This window comes from Candidatus Palauibacter soopunensis (genome assembly GCF_947581735.1).
Lineage (GTDB): Bacteria > Gemmatimonadota > Gemmatimonadetes > Palauibacterales > Palauibacteraceae > Palauibacter > Palauibacter soopunensis.
On record NZ_CANPVT010000053.1, the window covers coordinates 261,322 to 276,989 of the forward strand.

At 69.8% G+C, this 15,668-nt stretch carries 14 protein-coding genes; all 14 read right to left on the reverse strand.

The window, feature by feature from the left end:
* Positions 1–25: 25 nt before the first annotated feature.
* Entirely contained in the window at positions 26–721 is a 696-nt protein-coding gene (locus tag RN901_RS14590) for a tetratricopeptide repeat protein (RefSeq protein ID WP_310759030.1), read from the reverse strand.
* An 85-nt stretch (positions 722–806) separates the two neighbouring features.
* Positions 807–1,718, reverse strand: coding sequence for a DUF368 domain-containing protein (locus RN901_RS14595; protein WP_310759031.1), 912 nt, complete (start codon positions 1,716–1,718; stop codon positions 807–809).
* Between the two features lie 5 nt (positions 1,719–1,723).
* A complete protein-coding gene (locus RN901_RS14600; RefSeq protein ID WP_310759032.1) occupies positions 1,724–2,386 on the reverse strand; it encodes a protein-L-isoaspartate(D-aspartate) O-methyltransferase in 663 nt (220 codons plus the stop codon).
* Positions 2,383–3,150, reverse strand: a complete 768-nt coding sequence (gene surE / locus RN901_RS14605) for a 5'/3'-nucleotidase SurE (RefSeq protein ID WP_310759033.1) — start codon at positions 3,148–3,150, stop codon at positions 2,383–2,385. The genes RN901_RS14600 and surE overlap by 4 nt, the downstream gene beginning before the upstream one ends.
* A complete protein-coding gene (locus tag RN901_RS14610; RefSeq protein WP_310759034.1) occupies positions 3,147–3,509 on the reverse strand; it encodes a MerR family transcriptional regulator in 363 nt (120 codons plus the stop codon). The genes surE and RN901_RS14610 overlap by 4 nt, the downstream gene beginning before the upstream one ends.
* 62 nt (positions 3,510–3,571) lie before the next feature.
* Positions 3,572–4,582, reverse strand: a complete 1,011-nt coding sequence (locus RN901_RS14615; protein WP_310759035.1) for an NAD(P)H-dependent glycerol-3-phosphate dehydrogenase — start codon at positions 4,580–4,582, stop codon at positions 3,572–3,574.
* On the reverse strand, positions 4,579–5,223 hold the full coding sequence (gene plsY, locus RN901_RS14620; RefSeq protein ID WP_310759037.1) for a glycerol-3-phosphate 1-O-acyltransferase PlsY: 645 nt from the start codon (positions 5,221–5,223) through the stop codon (positions 4,579–4,581). The genes RN901_RS14615 and plsY overlap by 4 nt, the downstream gene beginning before the upstream one ends.
* Positions 5,220–6,545: a ribosome biogenesis GTPase Der gene (gene der, locus RN901_RS14625; RefSeq protein WP_310759038.1), complete on the reverse strand. Its 1,326-nt coding sequence runs from the start codon at positions 6,543–6,545 to the stop codon at positions 5,220–5,222. Before der ends, plsY begins: the two co-directional genes overlap by 4 nt.
* Before the next feature lie 5 nt (positions 6,546–6,550).
* On the reverse strand, positions 6,551–7,828 hold the full coding sequence (locus RN901_RS14630; protein ID WP_310759039.1) for a DUF512 domain-containing protein: 1,278 nt from the start codon (positions 7,826–7,828) through the stop codon (positions 6,551–6,553).
* Between the two features lie 152 nt (positions 7,829–7,980).
* Positions 7,981–9,300, reverse strand: coding sequence for a tetratricopeptide repeat protein (locus RN901_RS14635; protein WP_310759040.1), 1,320 nt, complete (start codon positions 9,298–9,300; stop codon positions 7,981–7,983).
* A 117-nt stretch (positions 9,301–9,417) separates the two neighbouring features.
* Complete coding sequence (locus tag RN901_RS14640; RefSeq protein ID WP_310759041.1) at positions 9,418–10,551, reverse strand: threonine synthase; 1,134 nt, start codon at positions 10,549–10,551, stop codon at positions 9,418–9,420.
* Positions 10,548–12,008 (reverse strand): glutamate--tRNA ligase, encoded by a 1,461-nt coding sequence (gltX, locus tag RN901_RS14645; protein WP_310759042.1) that lies wholly within the window; start codon positions 12,006–12,008, stop codon positions 10,548–10,550. Before gltX ends, RN901_RS14640 begins: the two co-directional genes overlap by 4 nt.
* A 181-nt stretch (positions 12,009–12,189) precedes the next feature.
* Positions 12,190–14,094 carry an excinuclease ABC subunit UvrC gene (uvrC, locus tag RN901_RS14650; RefSeq protein WP_310759043.1) on the reverse strand — a complete coding sequence of 635 codons (1,905 nt, stop codon included), beginning with the start codon at positions 14,092–14,094 and terminating at the stop codon, positions 12,190–12,192.
* On the reverse strand, positions 14,091–15,668 hold the full coding sequence (gene murJ, locus RN901_RS14655) for a murein biosynthesis integral membrane protein MurJ (RefSeq protein WP_310759070.1): 1,578 nt from the start codon (positions 15,666–15,668) through the stop codon (positions 14,091–14,093). Before murJ ends, uvrC begins: the two co-directional genes overlap by 4 nt.

Consider the following 15,668-nt stretch of genomic DNA (forward strand, 5'->3'; position numbering starts at 1 on the left):
GGGGGATATTGCGGGTGCTCCGGGATCAGCCGCTGTCCGCCCGCCGGGCCTTGAGTTCTCCGAGCCGGAGGCGGTAGACGCCGGCTTCCACCGGGTCCTCCTCGGCAGCTTCCTCGGCGATGGCGGCGAAAATCGTCTCGGCTTCCTCGAGACGGCCGAGCGACGCGAGGATTCTCGCGGCGGAAGCGCGCGCCTCGCGGCGCTGGAAGGCGAAGCGCGCCGTCTCTCCCAGAGCTTCCCACGTCGCGAGCGCGGTCTCCGCGTCTCCCGACGCTTCCTGTGCCGCCGCGAGGAGCGTGCGGCCGGCGAGTCCGACCGGACGGTCCGATGCCTCCGTGATCGTGCTCGCGACCTGCGCGGCCTCTACGGACCGGCCCGTGTCGAGATAGGTCCGCGCAAGGAGAAGCCGGCCTTCGTTCGCCGCCGCCACGCCATCGAAACGCTCGACGTAGGCTTCCAGGTCGGCGATGAGAAGCTCGGGGTCGGTCGCGGCCATCCGGAGCGTCGCGAGTTCGGACGCCGCCTGATCGCGCACTGAAGCCTGAAAGTTCGTGTAGTACACGACGCCCACGACGACCATCGCGACGCCGGCGGCCCCCACCAGCACCGACCGCATGTTCCTGTTGACCCAGGTGGCCAGGCGGAACGTGGACCGGACGAAGGCATCCTGTCGGCCGTCGCCGCCGTCTGGTGTCTTTCCGCTGGCGAGTGCGTCCGCCATCTGCCGTTCCCTCCTCGTTTCCCGCTCGGTTGTCGAACGGCGTGGAAGCTACCGGGCCCGGCGAATCGCCGCCACTTGGATCCCGTCAGGAGCGGCTGGGTTCGCGCGCGCCGGCGATGCGGTCGATGGTGAGGACTGCGGCGGCTCCGAGGAGAGCGAGAGCCGCCGCGGGCCAGATCTCGCCGACGCCCGTCGGCCAGCGGTTCGCAAGCAACCATTCGATGCGGCCGTCGCTGTGCGTGTACAGCTCCCGGAGTTGCGCCTTCCACGGCCACAGCGCGTTGAGCGAGCCGAGGAGGAACCCCGTGAGAACGGCCAGCGTCGGCGTCCGGTGGCGCGCGAGGAGACGCCGCAGGACGCGGCTGAACGTCAGCAGGCCGACGACGATCCCGAGGCCCACGGCCGCGAGCCGGAGCAGGTCGAGGTTGCTGAGGGCCGCGATCACGGGTGCGTACGCGCCCAGGATGAGCAGGATGAAACTGCCCGAGATGCCGGGCAGGATCATGGCGCAGGCTGCCACGGCCGCGGCCGCCGCAAGAAAGAGAGGTGCGTCGGACCGAACGAGCGGGGGCAGCGACGTGATGACGGCGGCCAGCGCGGCCCCGGCGGCGGCAAGGGCCCAGATGCCGGCCCGGCGATCCGCAACGCGCCGCCCGACGAGCAGCACCGACGCCGCCACGAGGCCGAAGAAGAAGGCCCACAGCTCCACGGGCCGGTTCGCGAGCAGCCAGTTCAGCAACCCGGCGAAGGCAAACACGCTCGTGCCGATGCCGGCGAGCAGGACGGCGAGGAAGCCCAGGTTGCCCGCCTGCCAGACGCCGCGTACCCCCCCCTCGCGCAACGTCCCGAGCAGGCGGCGGTCGAGACCCGCGATCGTGGCGACGAGCTCGTCGTAGATGCCGGAGATGAAGGCGATCGTCCCGCCCGAAACCCCGGGCACGAGATCCGCCAGCCCCATGGCGAGGCCCTTCGCGTACAACCCGGCCCAGGCTTTCACGGGCCTCACTCCAGGCCCTCGCCCCGCGGTCCTCCCTCGATGAGCGGGACGAAGCGGGCTCCGGTGATCATCTCCTTCGTAAAACCGTCACCTCGCCGCGTATAGCGCCGCAGTTCCTGCCGACGGGTGCCGACGGGGACGATGAGGTGGCCCCCGTCGGCGAGCTGGCGGAAGAGTGCTTCGGGCGGGCGGGCGGCGGCCGCCCCGACGATGATCGCCTGGAACGGCGCGTATTTCGGCCAGCCCCGGCTCCCGTCCCCGTGCATGAGACGGGCATCCACGCCGAGGCGGCCGAGAGTGCGCCCGGCGGCCTCGTACAGCGAGGCGATCCGCTCGATCGAGTACACCGCCGCCCCGAGCGCCGCGAGGAGCGCCGTCTGAAACCCCGCCCCCGTCCCCACCTCGAGGACGCGCTGACCGGGACGGATTTCGGCGTATTGGAGACTGAGGGCGTGGATCGTCGGGCTCGATATCGTCTGCCCCCGGCCGATGGGGAGCGGCACGTCCTCGTATGCGCGGCGCCGCATCACTTCGGGCACGAATGCGTGCCGCGGGACGCTGTCGAACGCGTGCAGGACGGCCAGGTCGCTCACCCCCCGCTCCCGGAGCCGTTCCACGAGACGACGGCGGTCGCGCCGGTAGTCCGCCGCCGGGTCACGTCCCCTCAACTCCCCAGCCGCCACGACCTCACCTCGTTCAGCAGTTCGAAATTCGTCAGGTCGAGGTGGAGCGGCGTCACCGAGACGAAGCCGGCGCGAACGGCCCGGAAATCCGAATCCTCCCGGCCGCGCCAGGCGGAATGTCCCCCTCCGATCTTGAAGTATTCCGTCCCCTCCTCGTCGTGAATCCGGCGGAGCGAGTCGTGGTACACCCGACGCCCGAGCGCGGTCACCGTGATCCCCTCCACCTCAGCCGCCGGCCGGTCCGGAAGATTGACGTTGAAGAACGTTTCATCCGGAAACGAATCCCGGCCGAGACAGGCTGCGATGAGCCGGCCGAGCAACTCCCCGTAGCTTTCGAGCACGCCGTCGTCGCTCCCCGTGAACGAGAACGCGATCGCGGGCACGCCGAGGATCGTCGCCTCCATCGCCGCCGCCACGGTCCCGGAGTAGAGCACGTCCTCCCCCATGTTGGGGCCGTGGTTGACGCCCGAGAGGACGAACCGGGGCCGTGTCTCGAGGATCTCCTTCAGGGCGAGGAGCACGCAATCGGTCGGCGTGCCATCCACCATGTAGCGTCGCGGCCCGAGCTGTGTCAGGCGGAGCGGGCGGAACAGCGAGAGCGCATGGCTCGTCGCGCTCTGTTCCCGGTCCGGCGCCACCGTCCACACGTCACCGAACGCCTCGGCCACGCGGGCGAGCAGCGCGAGCCCGGTCGACTTCACGCCATCGTCGTTCGTGCACAGGAGGACAGGTTTTTCCGCTTCGGTCACCCGGTCCCGCCGTCCTCGAGAAGCTGGACCAGTTCGTCGGCCTCCCTCCGGAGATCGCGGATCGTCTCCCGGTCCCAGGCCACGCGCGCCTCCGTCGCGAGGTCCCCGCCCGCGCGCAGTTGATCGAGTTTTCGTTTCGCGCCCTCGATCGTGTACCGCTCGGTGTAGAGGAGGTGCCGCAGCAGCTGCACGAGCTGGATCTGCTTCGGGCGGTACACCCGGTTCCCCGCCCGGTTCTTCGTCGGGCGCAGCGCCGAGAACTGCGTTTCCCAGTAGCGGAGGACGTGCGGCTTGAGATCCGCGATCTCGCACACCTCTCCGATCGAGTAGTACTCCTTCGGGGCGATGCGGTCGGACACGCTATCCCCTTCCCTTGCTAGCAGCCCGTGCCGGCGCCAATGCGGGGTTTCGCCAGGGGCCGCTAGCCCCAGCGCTCGGGCTTCGGCTCCCGGGCCATCAGCCGCGCCAGCGCCTCGCGGGGCGCGACATCTTCGTACAGGATCGAATATACACCGCTCGTGATCGGCATCTCCACGTCCAGATCCCGGCTCAGTTCGTATGCCGCGCGCGCCGTACGCACGCCTTCCACGACCTGATCCATCTCTCCTATCACTTCCGAAGGCCGGCGGCCCGCTCCAATGGCGAGTCCGGCGGAACGATTCCGGCTCAGCCGGCCGGTACAGGTGAGGACGAGGTCTCCGAGCCCGGCGAGGCCTCCGAGCGTCGTTTCCCGCGCCCCGAAGTGCCGGGCGAGCCGCGCGATCTCCGCCAGCCCGCGGTTGATCAGCGCCGCGCGCGCGTTCGACCCCAACTCCAGCCCGTCCGAGATCCCGGCCGCGAGCGCGATCACGTTCTTGAGGGCGCCGCCCAGTTCCACGCCATCCACATCCGGCTGCGTGTACACCCGAAAATACCCATTCCGGAACAGGCTCTGCACGGCGAGCGCGTTGGCTTCGCTCCGGCTGGCGGCGACGACCGCCGTCGGAAGTCCGTGCAGGAGTTCCTCCGCGAAGCTGGGGCCCGAAAGGACCACCGTGCGCGATCCCGCCGCCTCGCCCAGCGTCTCAACGATGACCTCCGACATCCTCCGGTGCGTCCCGAGCTCGATCCCCTTGGAGGCCGAGACCAGAATCTGATCCCCAAGGTGGGGCGCGGCATGCCCCAGCACCTCGCGCACCGCGTGTGATGGACACACGGAGAGCACGAAACCGGTGTCGTCCATCGCGTCCGCCAGATCCGACGTCACGGTGAGGGGGCGGCCCAGTTCGATTCCGGGCAGATAGCGTTCGTTCGTTCCGGTATCGCGCATCGCGGCGGCGTGGGCGGCGTCCCGCGCCCAAAGCCGCACGTCGTGGCCGTTCCGCACGAGGACGTCCGCCAGCGCCGTGCCCCAGCTGCCCGCGCCCAGCACGGCGACGCTCTGCTCGCTCACGTCTCCTCCTCCCGGGACTTCTGCGCCGTTCGTTCCCGGCGCGGGAGCCGGCCACGGCGCCAATCCACCTGGAATTCCTCCCGCCTCACGATCCGCGCGAGGTTCGAGCGGTGCGTCCACCAGACGGCGATGGCGAGCAGGAGCGCATAGGACACGACGGAGCGCGGCGCCGCCGAGCCGCGCGCCATGATGGGCACGAGGGCCGCGGAGAGGAGCGACGCCATGGAGGCGGTCCGCGTGAGGATCACCGTCACGACCCACACGAAGAAGGCGACGATCACGGCCACCGGAACCAGCGCGGCCATCGTTCCGGCGGCAGTCGCGACCCCCTTCCCTCCCCTGAATTTCGTGTACACGGGCCACACGTGCCCGGAGATGGCCGCGAGCCCGTACACGAGTACCCAGCCGCCGGTACGCCCGTCCCACAGCGGGAAGAACCAGACGGGCACGAACCCCTTCAGCAGATCCACGACGAGCACGCCCACGGCCGGGAAGAACCCGAGCACCCGATAGGCGTTCGTGGATCCGAGGTTGCCGCTCCCCTCCCGCCGGAGATCGTACCCGTAGGCGCGCCCGACGAGGTAGCTCGTGGGGAAGGCCCCAATGAGATAGGCGGCGAGCGTCAGGAGCGGTGCGGTCATTCGCGCCCCGAACGCTTCTTCAGCTTGATCCGAATGGGAGATCCCTCGAATCCCCAGGCCTCCCGGAAGCCGGCGACGAGGTATCTCACATAGTGCTCCTTGAGGTCTTGTGGCCGGTTGGACCAGAGTACGAACTGCGGCGGGGACGCCGCCACCTGACTGCCGTACAGCAACCGCACGTCGCCCCGCCCGCCCTGGGGCGGCTGCCGGCGCGCGACCAGTTGCTGAAGGACTTCGTTCACCTCCGGGGTGGGCACGCGCCGCGCCCGCGCTTCCTGCACCTCGAACGCGAGTTCGATGGCCTTCCGTACCCGCTTCCCGGTCAACGCCGAGCACGTAATGATAGGCACCCAGCGAAGATAGTGCGCGCGCTCGCGGAGTTCGCGCTCGAAGCCGGCCATCGCGGTGGGTCCGCGGTCCTCGATCAGGTCCCACTTGTTCGCCACGAACACGAGGCCTTTCCCCTCGTCCCACGCCTCGTGCCCGACCCGGAAGTCCTGGTTCGCCGCGCCGGCCTGCGTATCCACGAGGAGGAGGCAGACATCGGCCCGGTCGATGGCCGAAGCGGCTCGCAACCGCCCGAGGAATTCGAGATCATCCACGACGCGGGCGCGCCGCCGAAGGCCCGCGGTGTCGATGAGGCGGACGCGGCGCCCCTCCAGGATGAGGTCCGTGTCGATCGCGTCGCGGGTCGTTCCCGCCTCCTCGTGGACGATGACGCGATCTTCTCCGACGAGACGGTTCACGAAGCTGGATTTGCCGACGTTGGGGCGCCCGATGACCGCGATGCGGATGTCGGCGTCGCCCTCTTCCGTCTCCACCGATTCGGGAAGGGCCGCGACCACGCGGTCCAGGAGGTCCCCCGATCCCTTGCCGCTGAGGGCCGCGAGCGGCGTGGGGTCGCCGAGGCCGAGTTCGTAGAAGTCGACGTGCTCGATCGCGTCTCCGAGTTCGTCGAGCTTGTTCGCAGCAACGATCACGGGCAACGCCGAGCGGCGCAGGAGCTGCGCGACGTGCCGGTCCATGGGCTGAACCCCGTCGCGGCCATCCACGACGAAGACGACGACGTCCGCGTGGCCGATCGCGGTCTCGGCCTGCCGGCGCACCTCGAGGTCGATGTGCTCATCCGGCCGTACGACGAGGCCTCCCGTATCGACGAGCAGAAAGCGCCGTCCCGCCCATTCCGCCTCGGCGAGTTGCCGGTCCCGCGTCACGCCGGGACGTTCGGCGACGATCGCGGCGCGCCGCCCCAGGATCCGGTTGAAGAGGGTCGACTTGCCGACGTTGGGGCGGCCCACGATGGCGACCGTGCGCAGAGCCATCGCCACTAAAGCCGCGAAAGGACGTCGACGAGGTCGTGGGAGGGTTCGACGCGGCGGCCGGGAAAGCCGGCTCGCAACTCGGAGAGACTCACGTCGTCGAGGAAGATGTCCCCGTCGTTCAGCGCCTGCGCCGAGAAGAGGGCCACATCGAAGTCTCCCGCGTCGAGGAGCGCGTTCCGGTGATCCGCGCCCGGCAGCAGGCCGGCCGTCGTGACCATCGGTCCGTACAGCGTGTTCTCGACCGCGAGCGTCGACACCTCGGCGCCGGTGCGCCGCGCGACGCGACCCGCGAGACGGGTCATCGTCGGCCCCATCGAGGTCCCCGTGACGGCAACGACCCTGCACCCTTCCAGCGGGCCGAGCGCCTCCAGCTGTCCGGTCACGCGATCCGTCAGGGTGGAAATCGCCCCGACACCGTTGCTCTCGAGTTCATGATCGTCGAAGTATCCCGCACCAGGCGGCTCGAGTCCCGCCTGCAGGTACAGTTCGTCGGCGGCGTAGCACCACCCTTGCCCCCGCTCCGGCAGCGCCCGTTCGCGGATCGCGTCGACCGCCTCGAGCGCCGCGCGGCATTCCGCCGGCTCGAGGGTCCGCCCGCCCAGCGCCGCGTTCCACGAAGTCAGGCCTACGGGTACGATGGAAAGCGACCGGATCGCCTCCCCGCGACGATAGAGGTCTTCGATCGTTCCCGTCAGGTGTTCGCCGTCGTTCACCTCCGGACAGAGGACGACCTGCGCGTGCACGACGATGCGGCCCTCGGCGAGCCGGTCGAGGTCCTGTCCGATATTCGCGCTCCGAGGGTTCTTCAGCATCCGGAGCCGGACCGCGGGGTCCGTCGAGTGGACGCTCACATAGAGCGGGGACAGTCGCTGTTCGAATATCCGGTCCCAGTCGTCCGGACGCAGGTTCGTCAGCGTGATGTAGTGGCCGTGAAGGAAGGACAGCCGATAGTCGTCATCCTTCACGTAGAGGGGCGCCCGAAGCTTGTCGAGTTTCGGGTTTCCCTTCACGAAGCAGAACGGGCACGCGTTCGTGCAGCGCCGGATCTTGTCGGGTTCCGGGACGATCCCGAGGGGTTCGTCCGCCGGTTTCTCGATCTCGAACAGAAGCCGCTCGCCCGTCTGCCGCTCGGCGAGCACCCGGAGCGCGGGTTCCGCCTGATGAAAGAGAAGGTCGAGGCTGTCCCGGATGGGCTTGCCGTTGATCTCGAGCACGGCGAGGCCCGCCGGAAGTTCGAGGTCCGCGGCGATCGACCCCGGCTTGACGCTGGCAACTCGAATCATGGTCGGCTCTCGGCGCTGACGCGGGGTTTTGCCACGGACTGCCGGCGCGTGGGGCTACGGCGGACGGGCCGCTCCGACTTCCCGGGAGCGGCCCGCGGCCGAACGCGCAGTCCGGCAGGCTACGGTCCGGCCGACCACGGCCTGCCGGGCGGTCAGTCCTCGATCGTCCCGTACCGGAATCCGGCCAGAGGCACGTCGGACTGGACCTCGAAGGTGAAGCCGCCGGAGTCGGCGTCGAAGGTATGCGTCTGCTCCATGACGACCTGTCCACTCGCATCGACGAACTCGAACGTGATCTGCAGCGTGCCGGAGGCGGTGCGGTTCGTGAAGGAGACCTGCACGACGTACCGGCCATTCGCCCCCGCGGCCATCTGCGCGAAGGTGACGGAGAGCGGCAACTGCTGCTCCTCGCCCATGACCTCCATCGCCCGCTCGTTCATGTCGGCGCGGCCGAGAGCCTGGAAGTACAGCTGGTGGGAAAGCGCGTCGTAGGGATACCGCTGTGTAAGGCTGTCCGCGAGCGCGATGACGGGTCCGGGACGGCCGGATTGGATGGAAGCGTTGACGTAGTTCTCCATCGCTTCCTTGTTATGGGGATTTCCCTCGCGAGCCTTCCCGAACGCGGTGGCCGCATCCGAGAAGTTCTGCGCGTTGTAGAACCCCACCCCTACCTCGAGCCACTGCGAATATGACAGGTCGGTGCGCTCGAGGGTTGCGGCGTAGATCGCCGCCGACTCGTCGGTCTGCCCCTGATCGGCCAGGACTCCCGCATACCGGATCTGGATCACGACATCTTCGGGGTACCTCGCGAGGAAGTCGGCGTACGTCTGGACCGCTTCATCCGCCCGGCCTTCCGCCGCCAGCATGTCGCCGAGTCCGCCGACGGCGGTGCGCAGCGACTCCGCGTCCGCATCGGGAATGTCCGCGGCGAGCGCCGCCTGGTACGTCTCGATCGCGCCCCCGTTGTCTCCCATCTGTGACTGCAGGAGCGCCGCGTTATTGTACGTGCGGATGTCGGGCTTGAAGTCGTTCGCAAGCAAGAAGGCGTCGAGCGCCGCCTGGTTGTCGGAAGCGCTGTAGGCCGTCACCCCCTGGTTGTAGAGCCGGACCCAGCCGTTATAGCGCTGTGCCTCGCCGTGCATCATGCACTCCGGAGACGCGGTGGCGTCGTAGCGGTCGAGAAATTCCACGGCATCACGGAAGTTGCCGAGGCCCATCTGGATCTGGGCGCCCAGCAGGGGGACCACCGGATTGTCGCTGTCCAGATCTGCCCCGAGCGCCCCCCATGCCTCCGTGAAGATCGTCAGGCTGTCCTGGGCCGTTGCGGCCTCCGCGAGTCCCTGAAGCGCTTCGGAAGCCGTGGAGGCCGCGCTGTTCGGGTCGAACTCGCATTCCTGCCCGAAGAGTCCCGCGGAAGTGAAGATCGACGCCAGAGCTGCGGCGGTCGCCGCCCTCGCGCCAGTACGCACCATGTTCGACATCGCTCTGAACCCCTGTTTCTGTTTTGAGCCGCACATACCGTGAAAGTAGCCGGAAGGCCCCCGTGGCGCACGGAACCCCGCAGCGAAGATCCGGCAGCACCTGTCGCCCTAATACGTGAGGAGGTTCCCCGTGTTGAATAGGACCACCGTCTCCCCATCGCGCAGTTCTCCGGATCGCCGAAGTTCGCGCGCCCCGGCGAGCGTGGCTCCGCCTTCGATTGCGGCCCCCACGCCGGCCCCGCCGAGTTCGAGAGCCCCATCCTTCATCGCCTCGTCGGAAACGGCGACGCCGCCTCCGCCGGATTCGCGGATGGCCTCAAGCATCAGGAAGTCCCCGAGCGCCCCCGGCACCCGGAGTCCCCAGGCTTCGGTGGAGGCGTTCCGCCACGGCTCGGCGTACGTTTCACCCGCGGCGTGCGCGCGCACGATGGGCGCGCAGCCCGTGCCCTGCACGGCGTAAAGGCGCGTATCGCCGCCGATCAGTCCCAGTTCCCGCAGTTCCGCCAGGGTCTTGGTGCTGCCGATGAGGCCGGTGCCGCCGCCCGTGGGGTAGACGATGGCATCGGGCGCCCGCCAGCCGAGCGCTTCGACGATCTCGAGCATCATCGTCTTCTTTCCTTCGATCCGGTATGGCTCCTTGAGCGTGGAGATGTTGAACGCGCCGGTTTCCGCGCCGTACTCGGCGGAGAGACGGCCACATTCGTCGATGAGCCCGTTGACCCGGGTGATGTCGGCGCCGTAGTGCTCGCAGCGCCGGGCGACGCCCTCCGGCGTGTCCTCGGGGATGAAGAGGCGACAGGGCACGCCCGCGCGTGCCGCGTAGGCCGCGAGGGCCGCTCCGGCGTTCCCCGCACTCGGGATGACGAGGTCCGTCGCCCCCTCGTGCACCGCCCGCGTGACGGCGGCGCACAGGCCGCGGTCCTTGAAGCTCCCGGTGGGGTTTAGGCCCTCGTCCTTCACGAGGAGCGTGAGGCCCTCGAACTCGCCACCGATCTCGATCTCGAGCAGGGGCGTGCCGCCCTCGCCCAGCGTCACCGGATCTTCGTTCGGCTCGACGGGCATGATCTCCCGAAACCGCCACATGCCGCCCTGCCGCCTGGCCCATGCCCGCCGCAGCGCTTCGCCGTCCAGGGCTCCGAGGTCGTACCGGGCCAGCAGCGGCTTTCCGCAGTCCGGGCACACCGTGGCCAGCCCCCGCGCGACGGGTCGCCCGCAGAGACCGCATTCGAGGCGCCAGCTCATACACTTCGCTCCTTTTCTGTCGCCGCCGCGAGCCGAGCCAGGGTGCGCTCCCGTCCGAGCGCATAGGCGACGTCGCCGAGGTCGGGTCCGTGAAGCTGCCCGGTCAGGGCGACCCGGACGGGCGGAAAGAATGTACGCCCCGCGAGCCCGGCGTCGCGCATCGCGCCGCGCAGCGCCGCCGCGAGGGGTTCGGGTCGCCACGCCGTGTCGGCCCACGCGGCGCGGGCGAGGCGGATCGCGGTCGCGGCCGCGGGGTCGGAGAGCAACTCCCGAGCGGCGGATCCGCCGGTCTCCGGCGCGCGGTAGATCGGCTCGACTTCGGACGTGACGTCGGAAAGGAGACGGGTGCGCTTGGCGAAGACCTCCGCTGCTCGACGGAGATCGGCGTCGGTCAGTCCCAGCCCTTCCGCATCGAGCCGCGCCGCCCAATCGCGGGCCAGCCGCTCGGCGGGTTCCGCCCGCAGGTGCTGTCCGGACAGCCAGGTCATCTTTTCCTCGTCCACCTCCGTGTCGGCAGCCCCCAGCCGGTCGAGGTCGATCCGTTCCACGAGCGCCTTCCGGCTCAGGAACTCCTCTCCGTCCTCCGAAGACCACGAGAGGAGCGACAGGTAGTTGACCACCGCGTCCGGATGAAACCCCCGGTCCCGGTAGTCGAGGACCCCCGCGGCCCCGCGTCGCTTGGAGAGCTTCCCTCCCCCCGGGGCGAGGACGGTCGGGATGTGGACGAACTCGGGCGGCCTGACCCCGAAGGCCCGGTACAGGAGAACCTGCTTGGGCGTGTTCGAGAGGTGGCCCACGCCCCGGATCACGTGACTGATCTCCATCTCGATGTCGTCCACCGCGACGGCGAAGTTGTAGGTGGGCCGCCCGTCGCTTCGCACGAGGACGAGGTCTCCCAGGTCGTCCCCGTCGATGGCGAGCGTGCCCTTCAAGAGATCCGAGAACTCTACGGGCCCGGATTCGACGCGAAGCCGGATGGCGGCCTCCCGTCCCTCCGTCTCCTGCCGGCGCGCTTGCTCGGCGGGAAGGTCCCGGCAGCGCGCATCGCGTCCCGTGGGCTCCCCCGCGGCGATCGCGGCCTTCCGCCTCGCCTCGAGTTCGTCCGGCCGGCAGTAACAGCGAAACGCCCTCCCCGATTCCAGCAACTCCGCCGCGCGGGCCCGATGGCGGTCGGCGCGCGCCAACTGGCGGTACGGCGCGAACGGCCCTCCCTCCCGCGGTCCCTCATCCGGGGCGATGCCGAGCCAGTCGAGCGCCTCGTAGATCATCGCCTCCCCCTCCGGCACCGCACGCTCCGTGTCCGTGTCCTCGAGGCGGAGCACAAAGGCGCCCCCGTGCCGTCGAGCGAAGAGCCAATTCAGGATCGCGGTGCGCACGTTGCCCAGGTGAAGGGCTCCCGTCGGGCTCGGGGCGAACCGGGTTCGGACCCGTGCAGTCGAAGCGGCCGGAGGGGTCACGGAGCCTCTTCTTCCGCCTGGAAACCGGCGCAACGCAGCACGGGCAGCGTCGGATAGCGCCGAAAACGCGCGTCCCGGCGCGAGAGCCGGCAGAGGAGGAAGGCGGATCCGCGGTCGCTCTTGATCCAGCGGCGGTGACGGCAGCGCGCGCACAGGCCCGCCGGGGGGCGTCCGCCCCGCATCACGAGGCGGCCCCCCGGGCCGGATCCTCCTCGCGGAGCGCGGCGAGGATCGACGTGGCCGTCGCAGGACCGATCCCCGGCGTGCAGGCGAGCTGGGCGGGCGTGGCCCGACGGATGAGGTCGAGGCTGCCGAATCGCTCCAACAGACGCTGTTCGCGCTCCGGCCCCACCCCCGGGATCTCGCTCAGCCTCGATCTGAGGGCGCGGCGGCGGCGCAGCGTCCGGTTGTACCGGAGGGCAAAGCGATGGGCCTCATCGCGCGCCCGCTGCAGCCAATGCAAACCCGGGTCCGCGCGCGGAAGCCGCAATGGAGTCGGAGTCCCGGGCCGGAATACTTCCTCGTCGCGCTTCGCGAGGGCCACGGTGGGCAGATCGGAGACGCCCGCGCCATCCATGGCCTGCCGCGCGGCCGACAGCTGTCCCCTGCCGCCGTCCACGACGACGAGGTCGGGCAGCGCGCGTCCCTCCCGGACCCGACGGTCGAAGTAGCGCGAGACGATCTCCTGCATCATGGCGTAGTCATCCGTCTGTCCCTCCTCCGAGTCCCGGATTCGGAACTTTCGATACTCATCCTTGTGCGGCCGTCCGTCCCGGAGCCAGACGCAACTCCCGACCGACTCCCGGCCCGCGAGCGTCGACACATCGAAGCAGACGATGTCCCGCGCGGGCGCCTCCAGCGCGAGCACCTCCGCGAGCCGCGCCGCGGCCGACGGCGGTCCCGCCGCCTCGACCCCGGTCTCGGCCTCGTCTCCCCGCTCCAATCGGTCCCGCTCCAGCACGTGTGCCGCGTTTCGGCTCGCGGCACGCGTCAGTTCGAGCCTGGGTCCGCGCGCCGGCACCCGGATGCGAAAGCGGTGGTTGGCGACGCCCGAAAGGTACTCCTCCACGAGGTCCTGCTCGTGGAACGGGTCCGGCACGATCAGCTCCGAGGGGACATCGTCCGCCTGGCGCAGATAGTACCCCTTCACGAGGGCCCCGAGTACGGCTTCGTCCGGTTCGTCCCCGACGTTCGCGAGATAATGGATCCGGCGACCGACTAGCCTTCCCTCCCGCACCCTCAGCACGATGCCGCACACCGCCCCGTCCGCCGGACGGCGCGCGAATCCGATCACGTCACGACTCCCGCCCCGGGGGTCGATCGCGGCCTGCCGGCTCTCCAGCTGATCGAGGCCACGCAGTACGTCCCTCAACTCCCCCGCCCGTTCGTAGTTCAGCGCTTCGGCGGCCTCCGCCATGCGGCGCTCCACCGAGCGCCTGACGGGCCCCGTCCGCCCGCCCAGGATCTCGAGGATTTCGTCGATCATCGTCCGATAGTCCGCTTCGGACTGGAGACCCGCGCACGGCGCCTTGCAACGGCCGATGTGATAATCGAGACAGGGTCTGGGCGGAAGCTCCGCCGGCATCCGGTAATGGCACGACCGCACGGTGTACATCTTCTTGATCGTGCGCAGCGCCCGCCGCATCGCCCCGACGTCGGTGAAGGGCCCCAGGTACCGCGAGCCGTCATCCCTCAGCCGGCGGGTCACGAAGATCCGCGGGAAGGGCTCCGTGACCGTGACCTTGATGTACGGATAGCTCTTGTCGTCGCGGAGCTGGATGTTGAAGCGTGGCCCGAACTCGCGGATGAGATTCCACTCGAGGAGGAGGGCTTCGGCTTCGGAGCGCACGGGGAAGGTCTCGATGCTGTCGATCTCCCGCACCAGGCGGATGACCTTCACGGAGCGGCTCGCCTCGGCGCCGAAATAGGAGGCGACCCGCGACCGGAGCGACTTCGCCTTTCCCACGTAGAGGACTTCGCCCGCGGCATCGCGAAACAGGTACACGCCCGGCTCGTGATCCAGCCCTCGCGCCTGCTCGCGAAGCGCGTCGAGATCCGTCCTTCGCGGTCCCGGCTCCCGGCTCACTCTCCCCCCTCCGCCGGTGGGGGCTCCCCAACGGTCCGGAGCCCCGTCGGGAGCCCCGCGCACCCGGCGTAGCAGAGCCCGCCGGCGACGAGCGCCGCCGCGAGGAGGGTGGCGTCGCCGAGGAATCCGTCCGGGAGGTGGCCCCCGAGCAGGGAGCGCATCACGAGGAAGGCCGCGCTCGCGAGACCGGCGCCGACCGCCATGCGACCGAGCGAACGCCGCACGGGGACGAACCACCCGTCCGCACCCCGCCGGCTCAGCCCTCGCATGAGGAGGACGAGGTTCACCCAGGCCCCGACCGAACTGCCGAAGACGAGGCCGGCCGCCGCGCGCAGCCCGAACCCCCGGTCGTCCATCCACAGCGCCGTCGCGGCTCCGACGAGGATGCCGATCCCCACCCCTGCCATGGCATACTTCACGGGCGTCCGCGTGTCCTGGAGGGCGTGGAACGCGCTCGCGAACAGCTTCGTGAGGCCCGTCGCGACGAGTCCCAGCGCGTACGCGCCCAGGGCCCACCGCACGACCGGCACGTGTTCGGCGTCGAAGGCTCCCCGTTCGTAGATGAGCGAGGTCACGAGGTCCCCGAGCAGGAGGAGCACGGCGACGGATGGAAGAATGAAGTAGGCGACCCGCCGGACGCCGGTGGAGAGATGGGACCGCAGGGCTCCGATCCCCTTCTCGCGGGACATCTCCGGCAGGGCCGCCACGGCCACGGAGGCGCCGAACAGGGCCATCGGCACCATGGCGATGCGCTGGGCGAAGTAGATCCCCGTGAGCGCGCCCTCGGCGAGAAGGCTGGCGATGAACACATCTGTCAGACTCGAGAGCTGAAAGATGCCCTGCCCCGCCGCGACCGGCATCGCGTTGCGCGCGACGCGGCGCGTGGGTTCGAAGCGGAAGTCGATCCGGGGCCGGAGCGTCCCGAGCCGGCGGTACACGGCGGGAAGCTGGATCGCGACCTGCAGCACGCTTCCGATGAGGGTGGACCACGTGAGCACGACGATGAGCGGCCCCCAACCCATCCGCGCTCCCAGCAGGAGGCCGGCGATCTGGGACAGGTTCCAGAGGACGGGCGCGGCGAAGGGGAGGAAGAAACGGCGGTGGCTCGTCAGGATCCCGAGACACCACGCGCCGACGATCATCACCCCCGACATGGGGAAGAGGATGCGGACGAGGCGCGTCGTAAGCGTGCTCAGTTCCGTGTCGTAGCCGGGCGCGAGGATCCCCAGGAGCCAGGGCGCGGCGGCGACGGCCACGGCCACGACGAAGGCGGAGAGGGCGAGGAGGCCGCCCAACACGCCCTGCGCGAGCCTCCGCGCCGCGGCCGTGTCGCCCCGCTCCGTCAGCGAAGAGAACACCGGCACGAAGGAGGCGGAGAGCGCGCCTTCGCTGAGGAGGTTGCGAAAGGCGTTGGGGATCTTGAGCGCGGCCGCGTAGGCGTCCGTGACCGGCCCGACGCCGAAAGTGGCGGCGATGATGACGTCCCGCAGAAACCCGGTGATGCGGCTGGCGAGGATACCGGCGGCGACGCGCGTCGCCGAACGGCCCTGTCCCGGCGCCTTCTCCTCGGTCAG

Coding starts and splice junctions, on each gene's coding strand:
- plsY (WP_310759037.1), bottom strand. CDS start 5,223: ATGACCGCACCGCTCCTGACGCTCGCCGCCTATCTCATTGGGGCCTTC.
- RN901_RS14640 (WP_310759041.1), bottom strand. CDS start 10,551: ATGAGCTGGCGCCTCGAATGCGGTCTCTGCGGGCGACCCGTCGCGCGG.
- der (WP_310759038.1), bottom strand. CDS start 6,545: ATGGCTCTGCGCACGGTCGCCATCGTGGGCCGCCCCAACGTCGGCAAG.
- RN901_RS14630 (WP_310759039.1), bottom strand. CDS start 7,828: ATGATTCGAGTTGCCAGCGTCAAGCCGGGGTCGATCGCCGCGGACCTC.
- RN901_RS14635 (WP_310759040.1), bottom strand. CDS start 9,300: ATGGTGCGTACTGGCGCGAGGGCGGCGACCGCCGCAGCTCTGGCGTCG.
- RN901_RS14590 (WP_310759030.1), bottom strand. CDS start 721: ATGGCGGACGCACTCGCCAGCGGAAAGACACCAGACGGCGGCGACGGC.